The sequence below is a fragment of the Lentibacter algarum genome, from assembly GCF_040580765.1.
In the GTDB taxonomy this organism is placed as follows: Bacteria; Pseudomonadota; Alphaproteobacteria; order Rhodobacterales; family Rhodobacteraceae; genus Lentibacter; species Lentibacter algarum.
In genome coordinates this window covers 619,187-639,492 of the sequence record NZ_CP158687.1, presented here as the reverse complement: position 1 = coordinate 639,492, position 20,306 = coordinate 619,187, and the positions used below count along the sequence as shown (strand labels likewise).

At 57.4% G+C, this 20,306-nt stretch carries 20 protein-coding genes; 7 read left to right on the top strand and 13 right to left on the bottom strand.

The features are described 5' to 3' along the window. Positions 1–65 precede the first annotated feature (65 nt). From DSM117340_RS03170 to DSM117340_RS03150, 5 genes are all read left to right on the top strand, one after another. Complete coding sequence (locus tag DSM117340_RS03170) at positions 66–1,610, top strand: ABC transporter ATP-binding protein (RefSeq protein ID WP_089887795.1); 1,545 nt, start codon at positions 66–68, stop codon at positions 1,608–1,610. After that, positions 1,610–2,710 carry an ABC transporter permease gene (locus DSM117340_RS03165; protein WP_089887793.1) on the top strand — a complete coding sequence of 367 codons (1,101 nt, stop codon included), beginning with the start codon at positions 1,610–1,612 and terminating at the stop codon, positions 2,708–2,710. The genes DSM117340_RS03170 and DSM117340_RS03165 overlap by 1 nt, the downstream gene beginning before the upstream one ends. Then, positions 2,710–3,687, top strand: a complete 978-nt coding sequence (locus DSM117340_RS03160; protein ID WP_089887792.1) for an ABC transporter permease — start codon at positions 2,710–2,712, stop codon at positions 3,685–3,687. The genes DSM117340_RS03165 and DSM117340_RS03160 overlap by 1 nt, the downstream gene beginning before the upstream one ends. Positions 3,688–3,820: 133 nt before the next feature. Then, positions 3,821–4,741 (top strand): sulfite exporter TauE/SafE family protein, encoded by a 921-nt coding sequence (locus DSM117340_RS03155; protein WP_089888945.1) that lies wholly within the window; start codon positions 3,821–3,823, stop codon positions 4,739–4,741. Continuing rightward, positions 4,741–5,502 carry a TIGR02186 family protein gene (locus tag DSM117340_RS03150; RefSeq protein WP_354689850.1) on the top strand — a complete coding sequence of 254 codons (762 nt, stop codon included), beginning with the start codon at positions 4,741–4,743 and terminating at the stop codon, positions 5,500–5,502. The genes DSM117340_RS03155 and DSM117340_RS03150 overlap by 1 nt, the downstream gene beginning before the upstream one ends. On the opposite strand, the gene DSM117340_RS03145 is transcribed toward DSM117340_RS03150, so the two are convergent. The 7 genes from DSM117340_RS03145 to DSM117340_RS03115 all read right to left on the bottom strand — a co-directional run bounded on the left by DSM117340_RS03145 (position 5,499) and on the right by DSM117340_RS03115 (position 12,377). Next, positions 5,499–6,218, bottom strand: a complete 720-nt coding sequence (locus DSM117340_RS03145) for an SDR family oxidoreductase (protein WP_089887789.1) — start codon at positions 6,216–6,218, stop codon at positions 5,499–5,501. The genes DSM117340_RS03150 and DSM117340_RS03145 overlap by 4 nt on opposite strands. Continuing rightward, the gene (locus DSM117340_RS03140) at positions 6,215–7,744 is read right to left on the bottom strand and encodes an AAA family ATPase (RefSeq protein ID WP_089887787.1); all 1,530 of its coding nucleotides are present in this window, start codon (positions 7,742–7,744) and stop codon (positions 6,215–6,217) included. The genes DSM117340_RS03145 and DSM117340_RS03140 overlap by 4 nt, the downstream gene beginning before the upstream one ends. Before the next feature lie 48 nt (positions 7,745–7,792). Further along, positions 7,793–8,428, bottom strand: a complete 636-nt coding sequence (locus DSM117340_RS03135; protein ID WP_089887785.1) for an acyl-homoserine-lactone synthase — start codon at positions 8,426–8,428, stop codon at positions 7,793–7,795. A gap of 74 nt (positions 8,429–8,502) precedes the next feature. Beyond that, a complete protein-coding gene (locus DSM117340_RS03130) occupies positions 8,503–9,195 on the bottom strand; it encodes an autoinducer binding domain-containing protein (RefSeq protein WP_177170639.1) in 693 nt (230 codons plus the stop codon). After that, positions 9,167–9,379 (bottom strand): hypothetical protein, encoded by a 213-nt coding sequence (locus DSM117340_RS03125; protein ID WP_177170590.1) that lies wholly within the window; start codon positions 9,377–9,379, stop codon positions 9,167–9,169. Before DSM117340_RS03125 ends, DSM117340_RS03130 begins: the two co-directional genes overlap by 29 nt. Before the next feature lie 208 nt (positions 9,380–9,587). Further along, the gene (gene ccrA, locus DSM117340_RS03120) at positions 9,588–10,874 is read right to left on the bottom strand and encodes a crotonyl-CoA carboxylase/reductase (protein WP_089887781.1); all 1,287 of its coding nucleotides are present in this window, start codon (positions 10,872–10,874) and stop codon (positions 9,588–9,590) included. Between the two features lie 147 nt (positions 10,875–11,021). Next, a complete protein-coding gene (locus tag DSM117340_RS03115; RefSeq protein ID WP_089887779.1) occupies positions 11,022–12,377 on the bottom strand; it encodes a 1-acyl-sn-glycerol-3-phosphate acyltransferase in 1,356 nt (451 codons plus the stop codon). A 152-nt stretch (positions 12,378–12,529) separates the two neighbouring features. Between DSM117340_RS03115 and DSM117340_RS03110 the strand changes: the two genes are divergently transcribed. Continuing rightward, on the top strand, positions 12,530–14,509 hold the full coding sequence (locus DSM117340_RS03110; RefSeq protein WP_089888942.1) for a protein meaA: 1,980 nt from the start codon (positions 12,530–12,532) through the stop codon (positions 14,507–14,509). A 57-nt stretch (positions 14,510–14,566) separates the two neighbouring features. After that, the gene (deoD, locus tag DSM117340_RS03105; protein WP_089887777.1) at positions 14,567–15,274 is read left to right on the top strand and encodes a purine-nucleoside phosphorylase; all 708 of its coding nucleotides are present in this window, start codon (positions 14,567–14,569) and stop codon (positions 15,272–15,274) included. Between the two features lie 80 nt (positions 15,275–15,354). Here deoD and DSM117340_RS03100 read toward each other — a convergent pair whose 3' ends face one another. From DSM117340_RS03100 to sdhA, 6 genes are all read right to left on the bottom strand, one after another. Then, a complete protein-coding gene (locus DSM117340_RS03100; RefSeq protein WP_089887776.1) occupies positions 15,355–16,197 on the bottom strand; it encodes a DUF1989 domain-containing protein in 843 nt (280 codons plus the stop codon). Positions 16,198–16,251: 54 nt separating this feature from the next. Beyond that, positions 16,252–17,013, bottom strand: coding sequence for a hypothetical protein (locus DSM117340_RS03095; protein ID WP_271437364.1), 762 nt, complete (start codon positions 17,011–17,013; stop codon positions 16,252–16,254). 53 nt (positions 17,014–17,066) lie between these two features. Beyond that, the gene (locus tag DSM117340_RS03090) at positions 17,067–17,198 is read right to left on the bottom strand and encodes a hypothetical protein (protein ID WP_271437363.1); all 132 of its coding nucleotides are present in this window, start codon (positions 17,196–17,198) and stop codon (positions 17,067–17,069) included. A 164-nt stretch (positions 17,199–17,362) separates the two neighbouring features. Next, positions 17,363–18,148, bottom strand: coding sequence for a succinate dehydrogenase iron-sulfur subunit (locus DSM117340_RS03085; protein WP_089887770.1), 786 nt, complete (start codon positions 18,146–18,148; stop codon positions 17,363–17,365). A 12-nt stretch (positions 18,149–18,160) separates the two neighbouring features. Further along, entirely contained in the window at positions 18,161–18,499 is a 339-nt protein-coding gene (locus DSM117340_RS03080; protein WP_089887768.1) for a hypothetical protein, read from the bottom strand. After that, positions 18,499–20,304, bottom strand: a complete 1,806-nt coding sequence (gene sdhA / locus DSM117340_RS03075; RefSeq protein ID WP_089887765.1) for a succinate dehydrogenase flavoprotein subunit — start codon at positions 20,302–20,304, stop codon at positions 18,499–18,501. Before sdhA ends, DSM117340_RS03080 begins: the two co-directional genes overlap by 1 nt. Positions 20,305–20,306: the final 2 nt, after the last annotated feature.

Here is a 20,306-nt window from a genome sequence, read left to right as displayed (position 1 = left end):
GACCAGAGGCCGCGCAAAGACTTGCGCGGCCTTTTCGCTCCCGCGGCGGGGGCTTGGGGGATAAGATGACAGAACCTGCGATTGAGCTTAAAGGCATTTCCAAATCCTTTGGCCCTGTTGAGGCCAACAAGGATATTTCAATCCGCGTTATGCCTGGCACGATCCACGGGATCATCGGCGAGAACGGCGCGGGGAAATCCACGCTCATGTCGATCCTCTTTGGCTTTTACAAAGCCGACGCTGGCGAAATTTTCATTCATGGCAAGAAAACCCAGATTCCTGACAGCCAAGCGGCAATTGCAGCAGGGATCGGTATGGTGTTTCAACACTTCAAGCTGGTGGAAAACTTCACGGTCTTGGAAAATGTAATCCTCGGCGCGGAAGACGGCGGGCTATTGCGGCCCTCGCTCGCCAAGGCGCGCAAGACCTTGAAAGAGCTTGAGCAGGAATACGAACTGCACGTGGACCCCGATGCACTCATTCAGGACATCGGCGTGGGCCGCCAGCAGCGCGTCGAAATCCTCAAGGCGCTCTACCGAAAGGCCGATATTCTCATTCTTGACGAGCCGACAGGCGTGCTGACCCCAGCGGAAGCCGACCAGCTCTTTCGCATTCTCAACCGCCTGCGCGAAGAGGGCAAAACCATCATTCTGATCACCCACAAGCTGCGCGAGATCATGGAGATCACTGATACAGTCAGCGTCATGCGGCGCGGCCAGATGACGGCAACGGTGAAAACCTCAGAGACCAGCCCAGAGCAATTGGCCGAACTCATGGTGGGGCGCAAAGTCTTGCTGCGCGTCGATAAAAAGCCAGCCGCACCCAAAGATACTGTGCTGGACGTCCAAGACCTGCGCGTCACCGACAGCAAGGGTGTTGAGCGGCTCAAGGGCATCTCGCTCAATGTACGCGCGGGCGAAATCCTCGGGATTGCGGGCGTCTCAGGCAACGGGCAGAGCGAGCTTTTACAAGTGCTCGGCGGAATGCAGAACGGCACGGGGCATGTGCGCGTCAACGGGGAAGAGATCGACCTCACGGGGCGCTTCTCAGACGGGCAGTCACGCCGTGCGCGCGGGATTGCCCATGTGCCTGAAGACCGCCAGCGCGAGGGGCTGATCATGGAGTTCACCGCATGGGAGAACGCCATATTCGGCTATCATCGTGACCCAGCCTACCAGCGCGGGCCCTTCATGGACAACGCCACGATCATTGAGGACGCCAAGGGCAAGATCGAACGCTTTGATGTGCGTCCGCCAAACCCGAAACTGACGGCTAAGAACTTCTCGGGTGGCAACCAGCAAAAGCTGGTTCTGGCGCGCGAAATGGAGCGCAACCCCGATCTGCTTCTCATCGGGCAGCCGACACGCGGAGTTGATATTGGCGCAATCGAATTTATTCACCAACAGATCATTGCGCTGCGCGACGCTGGCAAGGCGATTTTGCTGGTGAGTGTGGAGCTTGAAGAAATCCTCTCCCTTTCAGACCGGATCGCCGTCATGTTTGATGGGCAGATTATGGGCGAGCGCTTGCCAAGCGAGACAGACGAAAAAGAGCTGGGCATGCTGATGGCAGGTATGAACACAAGCGACAAAAACGGAGCAGCTGCCTGATGGAAAAGATGCCAAAATGGGCGGACGCTACGCTAGTTCCGCTGATCTCGCTTTTGCTCGCGGCCATCCTCTCGGCGCTTGTGATCCTTGCAATCGGGGAAGACCCTGTGGCGGCGCTCAAGCTGATGGTTGAGGGGGCGCTTATGCGCTCCTCTGGCTGGGGCTATACGCTTTATTACGCCACCAATTTTATCTTTACAGGGCTGGCTGTCTCTGTCGCGTTTCATGCGCGGCTCTTTAACATCGGCGGTGAAGGACAAGCTATGCTTGCAGGGCTGGGTGTCGCGCTCTGCTGCCTTTATATTCCGTGGCCGCACTGGAGCCTTGCGTTGCTTGGCTCCAGTCTTTTTGCAGGACTTTTTGGCGCCGCATGGGCGCTGATCCCTGCATATTTGCAGGCCAAGCGCGGCTCACATATCGTGATCACCACGATCATGTTCAACTACATCGCCTTTTCTGTGCTCGGCTATATGCTGGTTAATGTTCTGCGCCCTCCCCGCGCGATGGAGCCTGCTTCGGCCAAGTTCTCAGCAGCGACAAATCTGCCCACGTTTGAAGACATGTTTTCCACGGCGGCGGCACCGATGTTCAAGAGCGCGCCTGTCAATGTGAGCTTCTTCGTGGCCCTCGCGGCCTGTGTATTTGTCTATTTCCTAATCTGGCGCACGCGCCTTGGCTATGAAATCCGCCACTTCGGATTCTCTGAAACAGCCGCCAATTATGCTGGCACATCGGCGGTGCGCATCACTGTGATTGCCATGTTGATTTCAGGCGCGCTGGCGGGACTTATGGCTGTGAACACAACACAGGGCGAGGCTGAGCGGCTGATCCTCAACTCGACCGAAGGAGCTGGCTTTATCGGCATCGCCGTCGCGCTGATGGGGCGCAATCACCCAGCAGGGGTTTTGCTGGCGGCGCTGCTCTTCGGCTTTCTCTATCAGGGCGGGGCCGAGCTGGCGCTCTGGACCAATATTCCGCGTGAGCTGATCACTGTCATTCAAGCGCTCGTCATACTCTTTACTGGCGCGCTGGATCACATGGTGCGCGCACCGCTGGAGCGGGTGTTCCTCTCCATGCGTAAAAAGAAGGAGGCGCTCTGATGGAGCTTCTCACGATCATTCAAGTGCTCGATAGCACTATGCGCCTTGCCACGCCGCTTTTGCTGGCCTGTCTTGCGGGGCTTTACTCGGAGCGCGCAGGGATTTTTGACATTGGCCTTGAAGGCAAGATGCTCGCCGCGGCGCTGTTTTCGGCTGCTGTGGCTTTTGCTTCGGGCAATGTTTGGCTCGGGATGCTGGCAGGGATCGGCGCATCGATGGTGCTTTCGCTTATTCATGGCGTCGCCTCGATCACCTTTCGGGGCAACCAACTGATCTCTGGCGTCGCGATAAACTTTCTGGCCTCGGGTCTTACTGTTCTGATTGCGCAGGACTGGTTTGCCCAAGGCGGGCGCACGCCGTCGCTTGTCGGAGCGGCGCGGTTTGAGCCGATCACCCTTCCTGGCGCATTGACGCGCGTGCGTGATATTGCCGAGGCGGGGCCAGTGATGCAGATCTATTCCGAGCTGATTTCGGGCCATACAATCATTGTCTATCTGTCGCTTCTGCTTGTCCCTCTCACATGGTGGGTGCTGTTTCGCACGCGCTTTGGACTTCGCCTGCGCGCTGTGGGCGAGAACCCTGCCGCTGTAGATACGGCGGGTATTTCTGTTGTGAAACTGCGCTTTGCAGCTGTAATTATCTGCGGAATTCTCTGCGGAATTGCGGGGGCTTATCTGGCCACAGCTTTGCAGGCACAGTTTGTCAAAGAGATGACGGCGGGGCGCGGATTTATCGCGCTGGCGGCGCTTATTTTTGCCAAGTGGCGGCCATGGCATGCACTTTGGGCCTGTCTGCTGTTTGGGCTTTTGCAGGCTGTTGCTGTGCGCTTCCAGAGCTTTGATGTGGCAGGTGTGACCATCCCTGTGCAGTTTATGGAGGCGCTGCCCTATATTCTCACGGTGGTTATTCTGGCGGGGTTTGTTGGCAAAGCCATTCCGCCGCGCGCGGGCGGGGAGCCTTACGTCAAAGAGCGCTAAGCCAGAGAAAACGCTGCCTAAATAGCCCCATCCTCTGCCCCAATAGCGCCAGCTTGGGTAAATAGATGTTTCCAGCTGCAATATGCTGGTTCTTACACTTGCAAAGCTGGCAACTGTGGCGCTAGGAAAAGCAATGATGATATACCTGCCCATCGCCGAGGTTTCGGTCAATGCGTTTGTCCTTCTGGGGCTGGGCGGGATTGTGGGCGTTCTTTCGGGTATGTTCGGGGTCGGTGGCGGCTTTCTGATGACGCCACTTCTGTTCTTTATCGGAATTCCCCCTGCTGTTGCTGTGGCGACAGAAGCCAACCAAATCGTCGCCTCGTCCTTCTCGGGTGTGCTCGCGCACCTCAAGCGCAAAACCGTTGATCTGAAGATGGGCACAGTGCTGCTTGTCGGCGGACTTATGGGCGCGGCTGTCGGGGTTGTGATATTCAATTATCTCAAGGCCTTGGGGCAAGTCGATCTGCTCGTGCGGCTCTGTTATGTCGTCTTTCTAGGCGTTGTTGGTGCGTTGATGTTTGTCGAAAGCCTCAACGCCATACGCCGCGCCAAGGGCGCAACTGGCGCGCCAAAGCGCCGTCGCCAGCGCGGCTGGATTTCCAAGATGCCCATGAAGATGCGGTTTCACACCTCAGGGCTTTATATTTCGGTCATTCCGCCGATCATTGTTGGTATTCTCGTCGGTATCCTCGCCGCCATTATGGGCGTTGGTGGCGGCTTCATTATGGTCCCCGCCATGATCTATATTCTGGGCATGCCGACCAAAGTTGTCGTCGGAACTTCGCTCTTCCAGATCATTTTTGTGACCGCCTTCACCACACTTTTGCACGCCACGACCAACTTCACGGTGGATATGGTGCTTGCGGTTCTGCTGCTCGTCGGGGGCGTCATCGGCGCACAAATCGGGGCGCGTATTGGCGTCAAGATGAAGGCCGAACAACTGCGCATCTTGCTCGCAATTATGGTGCTCGTCGTCTGCGGCAAGCTCGCAACGGACCTTCTGTTTCAGCCAGCCGAGCTCTACTCTATCGGCGCGGCGGGGGGCCACTGATGCGTTTGGCTTTGGCTCTTGTCTGTCTGGTCATGGCAACCGTGGCGTCTGCTGAGAACGTCGTGCTCGGCCTGAGCCAGAGATCTGTCTCCATCACCACGAATTTTGACGGCTCAGAAATTCTGATATTTGGTGCGATCAAACGCGAGACAGCCTTGCCAGAAGGCGACCCCCTACAAGTGGTTATTGCGGTTTCAGGGCCAAGCCAGCCGCTGACCGTGCGCCGCAAAGATAAACGCTTCGGGATCTGGATCAATACGGCCGAAGTCGAAGTGGACAGCGCACCTGCGTTTTACGCCATCGCCACATCTGCGCCCTTTGCCGAGGCACTGACCAATACCCAAGACCTACGCCACCGTGTCTCTATTCCACGTGCGATCCGCTCAGTCGGCGCGCCAAAGGATGTTGAAAACGCCGTCGACTTTACCAAAGCAGTGATCCGCATTCGCAAGGAAAACGGCCTTTACCAGCTGCGTGAAAACAGCATCGAGGTCACCGAGCAGACACTCTTCAAGACTTCTATTTCAATGCCTGCCAATCTGACGGAAGGCGACTATCAGACGCGTATTTTCCTCACGCGCAGCGGCGAAGTTGTCTCAGAATACAACACGGTGATCGAAGTGAAAAAGGTCGGACTTGAACGCTTTTTGTTCAATCTTTCGCGCCAACAACCGCTGATCTATGGCCTGCTTTCACTCGCCATCGCGATCTTTGCTGGCTGGGGCGCTTCGGCTATCTTCCGCGTGTTTCAGCGGAACTAGCCCCGCCCGATATAGGGCATTTTCGTTGCCATCAGCGTCATGAACTGCACATTCGCCTCAAGCGGCAATGTGGCCATGCTATAGACCGCCTCAGCCACATGTCGCACGTCCATCATGGGCGGCGGGTTGTCTGGCGTCTTGGCAGCAAGCTCTTCCAACAGCGCGGTGCGCGCATTGCCAATATCAATTTGCCCGCAGGCGATATCAAGGCTGCGCCCGTCAAGCGAGAGCGCTTTTGTCAAGCCGGTGATCGCGTGCTTGGTCACTGTATAGCTGACCGCGTTTTCGCGCGGCGCATGGGCCGAAACGGAGCCATTGTTGATGATCCGTCCACCTTGCGGGCTTTGGGCACGCATCTCGGCAAAGGCCGCACGGGCCGCATAAAACATGCCGTTGAGGTTCACATCAACCGCCGCACGCCAAGCCTCAAGCGGCAGCTCGTCAATCGGCGCAGCAGTGCCAAAGCTGCCAGCATTGTTAAAGAGCACATCCAGCCGCCCAGCCTTGCCCATGAACTGTTTGAAAGCAGCCTCAACAGCGCTGGCGTCTGTCACATCACAGGGAAGCACAACAGCGCCTACCTGCCCCGCCGCGATCTCTTCAAGCGGGGCAATGCTGCGCGCGAGAAGGCCAACACACCAGCCCTTGGCCAGAAAGTGCTCAGCTGTGGCGCGCCCGATGCCCGCGCTTGCGCCTGTGATCAGGATTGATTTCATAGCTCTTCCTCGGCTTCTAGTTCCAACTTTGGCGCAGGCACGACCAGATCAGCCGTGGTCAGCGGCGCTGTCGGCTTTGAGAGACGGTTGCGCACGACCCAGAGGAGCCGCTCTTCCGCGCGGGTGATCGCCACATAGGCGAGCCGCTTCCAGAGGGGTTGGCCCGCCTCAGAGCGCCCCATCCTCGCGGCGGCGTAGAGATCGGGCGCAAAGACTTGCACATCACGCCATTGGGAGCCTTGCGCCTTATGGATCGTCACAGCCGCGCCATGCAAAAAGGCCGCGCCCATGCGGGCGGCAAAGGGAATAAACGGCTCTTCCTCATCGGGCATCTCGATTTTGACGATCGAGGCAGCCGAGACTTGTGGATCTTCGGCGCCGACCACATGCAGGCGCGAGAAGCCGGGCTTGCGACCTGGCCCAAGGTAGATGACTTGCGCGCCTTTGATGAGGCCCCGCGCCTCCAGATCAAGCCGCTTTTTGCGGTGTTTGAGAGGCAGCTCCAATCCGTCACAAATGAGAGGTTCACCCTCAAGCAGTGCATCTTCGGGAGCGTCATACACGCGGCGGAAGGCGTTGATCAGGCGAATGCGCGTGGCATTGCGCCAGACCAGCACGGGGCTGCGCGCCATCAAATCAACTTCGACCCGCTGACTCCAGACCACCCTTTCATCGCGCGCGGCGGCCTCTTCGATCATCCGCTCAAACGCTTCAAAGCCAAGCTCGGGGTCGGCCAGCGCATGGGCCAAATCAAGGATCGGGTTATTGGCGTCCTGCCTGTGAATGCGGCTCAGATTGAGCACAGCGGGGGCCGGCAGCTTTTCAAACACCATCGTACCTGACTGGTTTACAGGGGCGAGCTGGGCCGGATCACCAAAGAGAATGAGGCTTGGGAAAATCTCTTTGAGGTCTTCAAATTGTTTGTCATCGAGCATTGAAGCTTCGTCGATCATCCCGACATCTAGCGGCTCGTCGCGCCGCTTCCAGCCTGTGATGAAATCAGAGCCGCGCAGACCCGCAGCTGCGAGGGCCGCAGGGATCGACTTATTGGCTTGATAGAACGCATAGGCACGCTCAAGCGCAACCTCTGTCAGACCTTCGATCTCGGGCTTTTCGCCATTGCCCGTGAGCCACTCTGCGATGCGCTCATAGTCGGGATCATAGACGGGGGAGTAGAGAATGCGGTGAATGGTCGTGGCGGGGACGCCGCGCATGCGCAGAACGCTTGCCGCCTTGTTGGTTGGCGCAAGGATTGCCAAAGTGCGGCGGTCTTTGCGCTTTTTGCCTTCATAATCGGCGGAAACCACATCCAGCCCCGCCTCCTCCATCGCCCGATAGAGCGCAGCGAGAAGCAGGGTTTTACCCGATCCTGCCTTGCCTGTGATCGCCAGCGTTTTGTTGGCCCCGCCTTGGGGCGGCTGAAGCAGGCCGTTTTCGATATCGATCCCTGCGGGGCGCAGCACTTCGGCAACGCGATCAAAGGCTTCGGCCTGATCTTCGGACAGCTGTGTGATCTTTGTGTTCATGCGCGCGACCCTAGAGCCTTTCGTGCGCGCTTTGAATGGGCAAAAGGCCTAGGCGGCGTCTGATTTTTTGGATGGCTTCGGGCCGAAGGCACGCAGATACCAATGCAGCATCACCGCTTCGCTGAGCTTGGCCTTTTTTACCAGCCGCGCCTTGGCGGCGGGCGTATAGGCCCAGAGGCCAAGGCTGGTTTTGGTACGCCCCTGCCCCACGCTGCCCAGAATCTCAGGGCTGGCGCCAATCTGGCGGTAGATCCGTTCCATCGGAGCATCAAACACGCCGAGGAAATGCTCAAGCCTCTGACCTTCCATCAGCGCAACACCTGCGAGCATGAGCCGTGCCGCTGTGGTTGGACTCGCACTCTCGCTCAGGCAAAAACGGGTGCACTCCCAGATAAACGGGCTTTGAACGGGAGTACCGCTGGAGAGATGCAGGAAATGTTCGTGGGTCATGCAACGGCCAGTGGTGGGCAGGAAGCGCATCGATCCGCCATGAAGCCCGTCGGGGCGCTGCCAGATCACATAGAGGGGGTTGAGCGCGTCATATTGATCGCGCTCCTCGCCTGCGTCATCGACCGAAACCTCCCAGCCAAGCCGCTCGGAAAACTGTTTGGCGCGGTCACGAAACATGCTCTGCGCCAAGCGGCTGTGGTCTGCCAAGCTGTCGCCGTAGAGAAATCTGATCATGGTTAACCCTCCGTAAATATATCGGAGGGTTTAGGACGGATGAGTTAACAGAAACCGAGGGCAGCGTACGCTGTTTAGACGATGATCAGACCGTGCTGAAGCGCGCGGGCAACCGCATGGGTGGTGTTGGCGGCGCCAAGCTTGAAGCGTGCAGACTCGATATATACCCGCAGGGTATGTTCGGAAATCGAGAGCGTATTGGCAACTTGCGCGCGCGAATAGCCCATGGCGAGAAAAGTCATGGCATCGACCTCACGGGGCGAGAGCGCGCGGGCAGCCTCTGGGGCGCGGTCAGGCTCAAACTCCAATGCCTTTTCATTGAAATAATGGCCCACAAGGATCAGCTCGCGCCGCGCGGCCTCAATACGGCACGCCCATGTTGCATCATCGCAATGATGGCTGACAGTAAAGAGCGCAAACTGCCCGCTTGGTCCACGGATCGGAACAGAAAAGCCTTGATTGCCCACACCATGCGCAAGGGCTTCGGCCTGAAACGCTTGTGCCGCTTTGCTCGACCAATCGAGCATCTTCCAATCCACGGGATGAAAGCGCTGATAGCAGCCCAAGACCACAGGGTCTGTTCTGATATAATCACGTTCGATATAGAGCGCGACCCATTCTGGACTATAAGTTCCGCAACCATATTGTGTGCCTGCGCCGCTGACCCAGTGATAAACAAGATGATCGACTTGGAAATAATCACGCAAACGTTCTGAAATCGCCTGCAACTCACAGAGTTCAGAAGCCTGTTCCAGCGCCTCCAACATCGCAACAAAACTCAACTCGTCCTGCGTTCGCGCCACGCGCGTCTCCCCCCTCAGGCGAGGACACCAGCTCGCACGCCGCCAACAGCACCGTGTCATCCAACTGCTCGGCGAGCCTTGGAAGGCCATTGGCCGTCGCAAAGCCCCGCAGATCCGTCAGAACGTCTAATATCCAGTTATTCTTCATTCTGATATTCGCCTTTGAAGGGTTAACGAAGGATTAATTGGCATTCTAAAAAGAGTATCACGGGAAAATAATTCAACCTATTCGCGAGTATTCCTTCCCCATAAATGGCGGGGTTCACTTTTCTAAGCGCTTGAAAAGAAAAGCCCCGCGCTTGGAGCTTCCAAGCGCAGGGCCAATTTCAATCGTTAACAGCTTACTTGCTAAGACGTTACTTTCCAGCCGCGACCACATCATCCAATGTGCGCAGGCCTGTCTTCGGTGATTGCACCAATACAGACATGTTGCCGGGCTTGTGTTCGTTGCGCATCATCTTGATGTGAGCCGCAGGAATATCGGCCCAAGAGAACACTTCGGACATGCAAGGATCAAGACGGCGCTCAATCATCAAGCGGTTGGCCGAAGCGGCTTGCTTGAGGTGGGCAAAGTGGCTGCCTTGGATGCGCTTCTGGTGCATCCAGAGGTAGCGGACATCGAACGTACAGTTGAAGCCAGATGTGCCTGCGCAAATCACGATCATGCCGCCCTTTTTGCAAACGAATGTGGAGACTGGGAATGTCGCCTCACCAGGATGTTCAAAAACGATGTCGACGTTGTTGCCCTTGCCCGTGATGTCCCAGATCGCCTTGCCGAACTTGCGGGTCTCTTTGAACCATTCGGCGTATTCTGGCGTGTTCACTGTGGGTAGCTGACCCCAGCAGTTGAAATCTTTGCGGTTGATCACGCCTTTGGCGCCAAGACCCATGACAAACTCGCGTTTGTCTTCGTCCGAGATCACACCGATAGCGTTGCCGCCTGCAGCATTGATCAGCTGGATTGCATAGGAGCCAAGGCCGCCCGACGCACCCCAGACCAGAACATTCTGACCAGGCTTAAGCTCGTGGGGGTGATGGCCAAAGAGCATGCGGTATGCTGTGGCAAGCGTAAGCGTATAGCAGGCGCTCTCTTCCCATGTGAGGTGCTTGGGGCGCGGCAGAAGCTGCTGTGCTTGCACATTGGTGAACTGGGCAAAAGAGCCGTCAGGTGTTTCATAGCCCCAGATGCGCTGGCTTGGGGAATACATCGGATCGCCGCCGTTGCACTCTTCGTCGTCGCCATCATCTTGGTTGCAGTGGATGACAACTTCGTCGCCGACTTTCCAGTTTTTCACGGCCGAGCCTACAGCCCAAACGATCCCTGAAGCGTCAGAGCCTGCGATGTGATAATCTTGTCCATGGCTGTCAAACGGGCTGATCGGAACACCGAGGCCTGCCCAGACGCCATTGTAGTTGACGCCAGCGGCCATGACCAAAACCAAAACTTCATGGCTGTCCAGAATGGGTGTATCGACCACCTCGACCTGAAAGCTCTTGTCAGGCTCGCCGTGACGCTCGCGGCGGATGGCCCAAGCATACATCTGCTTTGGCACGTAGCCGAGAGGCGGCATTTCGCCAACTTCATAAAGGTCTTTTTCGGGCGCTTCGTAAGGCGTTACGCCTGTTTCGGTGTCCAAGGCCATTTGTTTACTCCATTGCCTGAGGCGGGGCTCTGCTGCAGTGCAGAATCGCATTAACTCCCCAAGAGGTAGCGGCGCTTACGCAACTTTGCAACGCCATTTGGTCATTTTTTGTAATTTTATAACCGAGCGAGTGCAGAAAAATCTTCGCTAGCGCAGCAAATGTGCAATGGAGTTCGCGTAATATTGCAACAAAGGCCTGCCCTCGTCTGTCGCCGAATAGACGCCCTCTGTCTCGTTCACAAAACCACGCGCTACGAGATTGCGCAGGCCATACTCCACTGCGTAGTCCATATCCTCGCGCGGGGCGTGGATATGCGCTTCGGGCATGGCTTCAATCACAGCACAAAAGGCCTCGCTATACTCCGCAAAGCTCAGGGGGGCTTTGGCGCTCAGAAAAACGCTCGCCGCCAGCGGCACTGGCAAGACAGGCACAACCGCACCGATCCGCTGCATCAAATCACTGGCCAAATCTTCAATCAAGGGGGGCTTTGTGCCCGCAAAGGCGCGCAGCGAGAGAGGCGCACCAAAGCTCACCGCAGCATAACCAAAGCGGTGATACCGCCCTGTCGCCCACCGCCATGTGATGCGCCAGATATATTTCACCACAACAGAGATACGCGCGCCAAAGCGCCTATCACCGCGCTGGCCCGCCGCCACGAGGATCTTGTCTTCAAAGACGCGATCATAGTTGATCGCCACTGGGATAAAGACGACATCGCGCTCTTCGGCATCATAACCGTCTACAATATAGCGCAGAATGCCGAGCTTGGGCTTTGCCAACGCCCCGTCAAGGGACAGCCCACCCTCGGGGAAGACCGCTTGGGTCACGCCGCCCTCTGTGGCCAGCGCCACATAACGCGCAAGCACACGGCGATAGAGCTCGCCCCGCGAGCGGCGGCGGATGAAATATGCGCCCATTGCACGGATGAGGCGCGACAGCGGCCAGACCCGCGCCCACTCGCCCACCGCATAGGACAGCGCGCTCTGCTCAGCTGCAAGATAGGTAACGAGGACATAGTCCATATTGCTGCGATGGTTCATCACGAAGACAACAGTGGCGTTGCGGTCAATGCTCCCAAGCGTATCAGCAGCATGATGGCCAAGGCGCACGCGGTACAGCTTGCGGCTGAGAAATCGCGCAAAGCGGATCGCGAAGCCGTAGTAAAGCGTTGCGCTGAAAGAGGGCACAATCTCGCGGGCGTAGCGGCGCGCACGTTCAAAGGCCACGTTTTCAGGCACACCCTCAGCGCGTGCATGCTCTGAGATTGCAGCCCAAACTTCACCGTCATAAATCAGCCGCTGGATCATATCGTGCCGCCGTGCCAGCTTGAACGGCTCAATCGGACGCGTCAGACGCGTATTGAGCTGGGCCACGGCCTTTTCCATACGGCGGCGAAAGAACCAGCGCACCGAAGGAAAGAGAAAATGCGAGGCGAAGGTTACCGCTGCAAAGAGCAGAATAACCACCAAAAGCCAAAGCGGAAGGGCAACGGGCTGAAACATGAACCATGTTTTGCCAGAACCTCAGAGCTATGCAAGAAGATTGGCCGAGCGCCGCGCGAATGCCGCAACGCAGCGAATTGACGCGCCAGAAAATTCCAAGTATCAAGCTTGCAACGCACGATAATTACCCAAACCGATTCACGAGGCCCCTCATGTCCCAAGCGCAAACCCCGACCAGCAAAGACCGCCCTTGGCTCATCCGCACCTACGCGGGCCATTCAACAGCGGCGGCCTCAAACGCGCTCTACCGCTCCAATCTTGCGAAAGGTCAGACAGGCCTCTCGGTTGCCTTCGATCTGCCCACCCAAACAGGCTATGACAGCGATCACGTTCTATCGCGTGGTGAAGTGGGTAAAGTGGGCGTCCCCGTCTGCCACTTGGGCGATATGCGCGCATTGTTCAAAGATATTCCACTGGAGCAAATGAACACGTCGATGACGATCAACGCGACAGCGCCTTGGCTTTTGTCGCTCTATATCGCCGTCGCTGAAGAACAAGGCGCCGATGTGAGCGCGCTGCAAGGCACGGTTCAGAATGATCTGATCAAAGAATACCTCAGCCGCGGCACATATGTTTGTCCGCCTGCGCCGAGCCTCAAGATGATCGGCGATGTGGCAGAGTATTGCTACACCCATGTTCCCAAATGGAACCCGATGAATGTCTGCTCATATCACCTGCAAGAAGCGGGTGCGACGCCCGAGCAGGAGCTTGCCTTTGCTCTGGCCACAGCCATTGCAGTCCTTGATGAGCTTAAGCCTCGCGTCCCTGCCGAGGACTTTCCTGCGCTGTGCGGACGTATCTCGTTTTTCGTGAACGCAGGCATCCGCTTTGTCACCGAAATGTGCAAAATGCGCGCCTTTGTCGACCTCTGGGATGAAATCCTGCTGGAGCGCTACGGTGTCACAGACGCCAAGTTCCGCCGCTTCCGCTATGGCGTACAAGTAAACTCGCTTGGCCTTACAGAGCAGCAACCAGAGAACAACGTCTACCGTATCCTGATCGAAATGCTCGCCGTGACTTTGAGCAAAAAAGCCCGCGCCCGTGCTGTGCAGCTTCCTGCGTGGAATGAGGCCCTCGGCCTGCCCCGCCCTTGGGATCAGCAATGGTCGATGCGGATGCAGCAAATCATGGCCTTTGAAACCGATCTCTTGGAATATGACGATCTCTTTGATGGCAACCCTGCTGTCGACGCTAAAGTCGAAGCCCTCAAAGCCGGCACCCGCCAAGAACTCGCAGGGCTTGATGGCATGGGCGGTGCGATCAAGGCGATTGACTATATGAAAGCCCAACTGGTGACCTCAAACGCCGAGCGCTTGGGCCGCATTGAAGCTGGCGAAACCGTTGTTGTCGGTGTGAACAAATATACACAAACCGAGCCAAGCCCGCTGATGAGCGCCGATGGCGGCATTATGACGGTGGATCCTGCCACAGAGGCCGAACAAATCAACCGCCTCACAGAGTGGCGTGCCGCACGCGACGAGGCTGCTGTTCAATCTGCTCTCACTGCGCTGCGCGACGCCGCTGCAAAGGGCGAGAATATCATGCCCGCCTCAATCGTGGCTGCCAAGGCAGGCGCGACAACAGGCGAATGGGCCGCCCAGATGCGCGCAGTCCACGGCGAATACCGTGGGCCAACGGGCGTCTCGCCCTCTCCTTCAAACAAGACCGAAGGGCTGGATGATTTGCGTGCCGCCGTCGATCACGTCTCAGACAAGCTGGGCCGCCGCCTTGCCTTTCTCATTGGCAAGCCGGGTCTGGACGGCCACAGCAATGGCGCCGAACAGATCGCTTATCGCGCCCGCGACTGCGGCATGAGCATCACCTATGATGGCATTCGCCTAACGCCTGAAGAGCTCGTGCGCGCGGCTGAAGAACAGGGGTCCCATGTGGTTGGCCTCTCGATCCTCTCGGGCAGCCATATCCCCCTCGTCGAAGAGCTGATGGAGCGGATGAATGCCGCTGGCCTTGCACATATCCCTGTCATAGTCGGCGGGATTATCCCAGATGACGACGCCAAACGCCTGCTGGCAATGGGCGTGGCGCGCGTTTACACGCCCAAGGATTTCGAGCTCAACACCATCATGATGGATGTGGTCACGCTGGCTGATCCAAAGGCCGAAGCCGCCGAATAGCGCTTTACCTTTCGGGCACGGTTTTGCACTCTCCCGCGGAAAAGCGGGAGAGACACTATGACAGTTCATATCGGTGCAAAAGTTGGCGATATCGCCGAGACGGTCCTCATGCCGGGCGACCCTTTGCGCGCCAAATGGGCCGCCGAAACTTTTTTGGATGCCCCCCGCCTCGTCAACGAAGTGCGTGGCATGCTCGGCTATACGGGCACCTATAAAGGCAACCCTGTGACAATCCACGGCTCAGGTATGGGCATGCCAAGCCTCTCTATTTACGCCAACGAGCTTATTCGCGACTTTGGTGCCAAGACCCTCATTCGCATCGGCTCCTGTGGCGGCATGCAGCCTCATGTCAAAATTCGCGATGTCATCATCGCCATGAGCGCAACCTCTCTCAACACCCCGTCTATGGGCCTCTTCCGCGAAGTCAACTTTGCACCTACGGCTGATTGGGCACTCCTGCGCGCCGCTGTCACAGCCGCCGAGGCCATGGGCCAAACACCCCATGTAGGTGGCATATATTCCTCTGACGTATTTTATGACGAACGCCCAGATCTCACAGAGCAAATGACACGCCACGGTATCCTCGGCGTCGAAATGGAAGCCGCCGAACTCTACACGGTCGCAGCCCGTCTGGGCGCGCGTGCCCTTGCAGTTCTGACAGTCTCAGATCACTTGCAAACAGGCGAGGCCCTGCCCAGCAGCGAGCGTGAACAGAGCTTTGGCGACATGGTCCAAATCGCCCTAGACGCGGCCTTCCCCGCCTAAGGCTTACTCTTTCCAGAACTATCTTGGGGGTCTGGGGGCAAGGCCCCCAGAGGGTCGGATTTTCGAAGAAAATTCGATCCCTACCGTCCATGGCTCCCGTCATAGCCGTTCTTTGCTGGAGCCACCCAGCCTTCAAGCGCACCTGACGCAGGTTCAAACACCTCGACATGCAAAGGATAACACGCCGCCGCATCCGAGGTATGCTCGCTTGAGCAATCCCCACCAGGGCAAGCCGACAAAGCCCCTAACAGATCAACCTCCGCGAAAAACTCAAGATAGTCACCCACCCGCACTGGGCTGGCTTTCATAAAGTACTGCCCTGTATCGCGGGTGAAACCTGTGCACATAAACACGTTCAAAACATCATGCACACGTGGCTCCGCCTCGGCGTCACTCACGCCGAGATGGTCAGCCAAGGCGCGGGTGAGGTTTGAATGACAGCAGTGGTGATATTGCGTCCCGCTGAGCAAATTGCCTGTGTAGGGGTCACAGCGCGTGCCAATCACATCATGCACGGAGCCGCCAAACGCGTCGATCCCGTACCAAGACAGCGTATCCGCCACGATCGTTGCAAGGGGGCGCAAGTGCGGGAAGCTTGACCACATCCGCTCGCCTGTCGTGATATGGGTGCCGTGCAGGGCACGGGTCTTGCCCGAATAAAACCGCTCCGACAGGTCATTCTTGTTCCAGAGATTGAGATCGCCCACTTGCGGGCCTTCCACAGAGCTGATGCGAAAAAAGCTGCCCTGTGGCACTTCAAATGTGCAGGCCTCGCGCGGAGCGGCATACGTTTCGCTGATCTTTTTGGCCCCGTCTCGCGCTGCGCGATAGAGCTCCATCGGCGGTGTCGGCAGGGTGTCGTTGGGGTAACAAATCACTGGTTCAACAGCGCGGCGCGCGGCAGCATCTTTTGGCTCGGTCATTTGGGCATCTTTCGCTGATTTTCAATTCCAGCCTTGCAGCAAAAAGCGCAAGCTTCAAGTCGGCGCATACCCAAGCTGCGCTTCTTGAGCGAGATCGAGTTGCGCCCAGACAAAGGCATGATCCGCTGTCTCAAGGGGCGCATAGGCCGCAGGCTGAAACGCCCCTTCACTGGCCCGCCCACGCCGTGCGGCGACAGGGCGGAAAGTCTGATAGCGAGCAAGCCCGTAGTGCTCAGACACAAAACGCACAAACCCTTCTGGGTTGGCTGTCAGGTCTTCATGGCGCAGCATCAGACAATTGGCGAAGCGCGCTTCAAGACTCAGAAAGCCGGTGCTTTTTGCACGACGCAGCCCAAGGATTGTTTCAAACCGCGCCCCAGTGAGCGGATGGCGGTCATAGTGCAGCTCCTTGCCCCAACGGGCCCCGCCCTGCGCAACACCAAAGTTCTGCTCGTCCACGCGGGTCTGCCACTCGGCACGAATAAAATCGGAGAACTCAAGCTTGGCCAGCTCAGGTACAGCGTGCCACGGGCGTGCATGCATCGAACGCAGCCATGTTTCGGGCGCGCGGAACATCACGACGGCGAGGCAACTTGCGGGCGCCGCAACCATCTGTGGAAAGCCGTGCTTCCAGCCATAGCGAAAGCCCTGTGGGCCAATCCTGTCGCCTGTGCTGTCTTTAAGTGCAGGGATGTTTTGCACAAGAAGCTGGTGCGCCAGATTGGTCCCAGAATTGCGCTCGCCAAAGACAAAATGCTCGTTGATCGCGCCTTGGCCGCGCGATACCGCAATCGTCGGGAAATGATGCGTCGCCATGGTCCGCTCCTTTGGCCAAAGGCTAGGAGCGTGCGACGCAACTGTCCAGCGGCTTAGGCCGCCATTGGCGTGTCTTCATAAGGGTGTTGGGTTTCTGGTTTCTGATTGTCGCCAGACCAATATTCATATGCTTGATCAAGAGCGTCGAGGGCGGCACGTTTCTGGACTTCAGTCTGGTTCTGCATGAGTTTGCTCCGAATGTGTCAAACTCCTCCCTGTCCTTACTATAAAGGCTTTGTTGAAGGGGAGCAGTGCCAAATCAGAATGGCAGCCATGTCGATGCAGCATCGCAGCATAAAAAACGGGCAGCCCCACAGAGCTGCCCGCCTAATTTTAGTGCAAGCGAGCCTTAAACGACGCGGTTGACCTGCATGCGCTTAATCTCAGCAATCGCTTTGGCCGGGTTAAGACCCTTGGGGCAAGTCTTGGCGCAGTTCATGATTGTGTGGCAGCGGTAGAGTTTGAACGGATCTTCCAGATCGTCCAGACGCTCGCCTGTTGCCTCATCGCGGCTGTCGATGATCCAGCGATACGCATGGAGCAGCGCAGCTGGGCCAAGGTATTTGTCCGAGTTCCACCAGTAACTCGGGCAAGATGTCGAGCAGCAGGCGCACATAACGCACTCATAGAGGCCATCAAGCTTCTTGCGATCACCAATCGACTGCTTCCACTCTTTTTGCGGGCGGTTTGTCTTGGTTTCGAGCCAAGGCATGATGCTCGCGTGCTGAGCGTAGAAATGCGTCAGATCGGGGATAAGGTCTTTTACCACCGGCATATGCGGCAGCGGATAAACTTTGACGGCAGTCCCGTCTTTGACTTCGTCCATCCCGTAGATACAGGCCAGTGTGTTGATCCCGTCAATGTTCATCGCGCAGGAGCCACAAATCCCTTCGCGGCAAGAGCGGCGGAACGTCAGCGTTGGGTCGATCTCGTTTTTGATCTTGATGAGCGCATCGAGGATCATCGGACCGCAGTTGTCCATATCCACGAAATACGTGTCAACGCAGGGGTTTTTCCCATCGTCAGGGTTCCAGCGATAGATATCAAACTGGCGAAGGTTGGTCGCACCTTCTGGCTTGGGCCATGTTTTGCCCGTCGTAATGCGGCTATTCACGGGAAGTTTGAACTCTGCCATCCGTTTTCTCCTTTAGGAGGCCAAGAGGCCAGTTGAGGCCTTGGCAATACATGTGGTTGTAGCGCGGCGCTGGATAATATCCGTGACCAAGCCGATTGTGCTGGGCTCAACACCCGTGATCGAGGCGCGGCTGAGCTTGAAAAGCTCGTTGGCGCTTGCGTTGTCGATGATGCAGCTTGAGTAAGGCGTCACCAGCTTGGCGGGCACGGTCTCTGGCAAATGTGCCGTGAGAACCTTTTCCACCGTGGCTTTCGCCGTTACCCGCGCAGCATCGTCCACAGCCTGTTGAGCCGTGTCGCAGCCTGCGAGCAACGCAAAAGCGCCTGCCAGATATGCCGCCTTAAGCATCATCAGAACGTCCGCTCTTTCGGAGCGATCCGCTTGAGGCTAATTCCGCCTTCTTTCTCAGTCGTCAGGGGCGTTTTGCCGACCTCACGATAGCTCAACTTCACTTTGTTGCCCTCAAGGTGGGCAATGGTGTGAACGCGCCACTTTTCGTCATCGCGTGTGGCGAAGTCTTCGTGCGCGTGCGCGCCGCGGCTTTCCTTGCGGGCTTCTGCGCCAGCAATTGTGGCCAGAGCGTTTGGCATAAGGTTTGTGAGCTCAAGCGTTTCCATAAGATCAGAGTTCCAGACCAGCGAGCGGTCCGTGACTTTGAGATCATCCTGCTTGTCTGCAATCGCGGCCATCTTATCAACGCCCTCTTTGAGCGTCTTGGATGTACGGAACACAGCCGCGTCAGCCTGCATTGTCTTTTGCATCTCAAGGCGTAGCTCGGCAGTGCCGGTTGTGCCTTTGGCGTGGCGCAGACCGTCAAAGCGCGCAAACGCCGCATCAACAGAAGCTTTGTTCAGCTCGGGATTGGGCGCATCAGCATCCACAATCTGGCCCGCGCGGATCGCCGCAGCGCGGCCAAAGACCACAAGGTCAATCAACGAGTTCGAACCAAGACGGTTGGCCCCGTGCACAGAGGCACAGCCCGCCTCGCCCACAGCCATAAGGCCCGGCACGATTGCGTTTGCGTCTTTCTTCGTCGGGTTGATCACTTCGCCCCAATAGTTCGTTGGCACGCCACCCATGTTGTAGTGCACCGTCGGGATCACAGGGATCGGCTCTTTGGTGACATCAACACCTGCGAAAATTTTGGCTGATTCCGAGATGCCTGGAAGGCGCTCAGCCAGAGCATCGGCAGGGAGGTGTGAGAGGTTGAGGTGAATATGGTCGCCCTCAGCACCCACACCACGGCCCTCACGGATCTCCATGGTCATCGAGCGGGAAACATAGTCGCGCGGCGCGAGGTCTTTGTACTGTGGCGCATAACGCTCCATAAAGCGTTCGCCTTCGGAGTTTGTCAGATAGCCGCCCTCGCCGCGTGCGCCCTCGGTGATCAAGCAGCCTGAACCGTAGATGCCTGTGGGGTGAAACTGGACGAATTCCATATCCTGCAAGCCAAGGCCTGCACGAGCGACCATGCCGCCGCCATCGCCTGTGCATGTGTGCGCAGATGTGGCCGAGAAATAGGCGCGCCCGTAGCCACCTGTGGCCAGAACGACCATTTTGGCGTTGAAGACATGCATCGTACCGTCATCAAGCTTCCAGCAAACGACACCTTGGCACTGCCCGTCTTCGGACATGACCAGATCGATCGCGAAATATTCGATGTAGAATTCTGCGTTGTTCTTCAGCGATTGGCCGTAAAGCGTGTGCAAGATCGCGTGGCCTGTGCGGTCCGCTGCGGCGCAAGTGCGCTGCACAGCTGGGCCTTCGCCAAACTCTGTTGTGTGGCCACCGAAGGGACGTTGATAAATCTTGCCCTCTTCTGTGCGCGAAAACGGAACGCCATAGTGCTCAAGCTCATAAACCGCCTTGGGCGCTTCGCGAGCGAGATATTCCATCGCATCTGTGTCACCAAGCCAGTCAGAGCCTTTGACCGTGTCATACATATGCCACTGCCAGTGATCCGGTCCCATGTTGGAAAGCGAAGCGGCAATACCGCCTTGCGCCGCAACCGTGTGGGAGCGTGTTGGGAAAACCTTGGTCACACAAGCGGTGCGCAAGCCCTGCTCGGCCATACCGAGAGTTGCACGCAAACCAGCGCCACCCGCACCGACAACAACAACGTCATAATCGTGTGTTTCGTATTCGTATTCAGCCATGG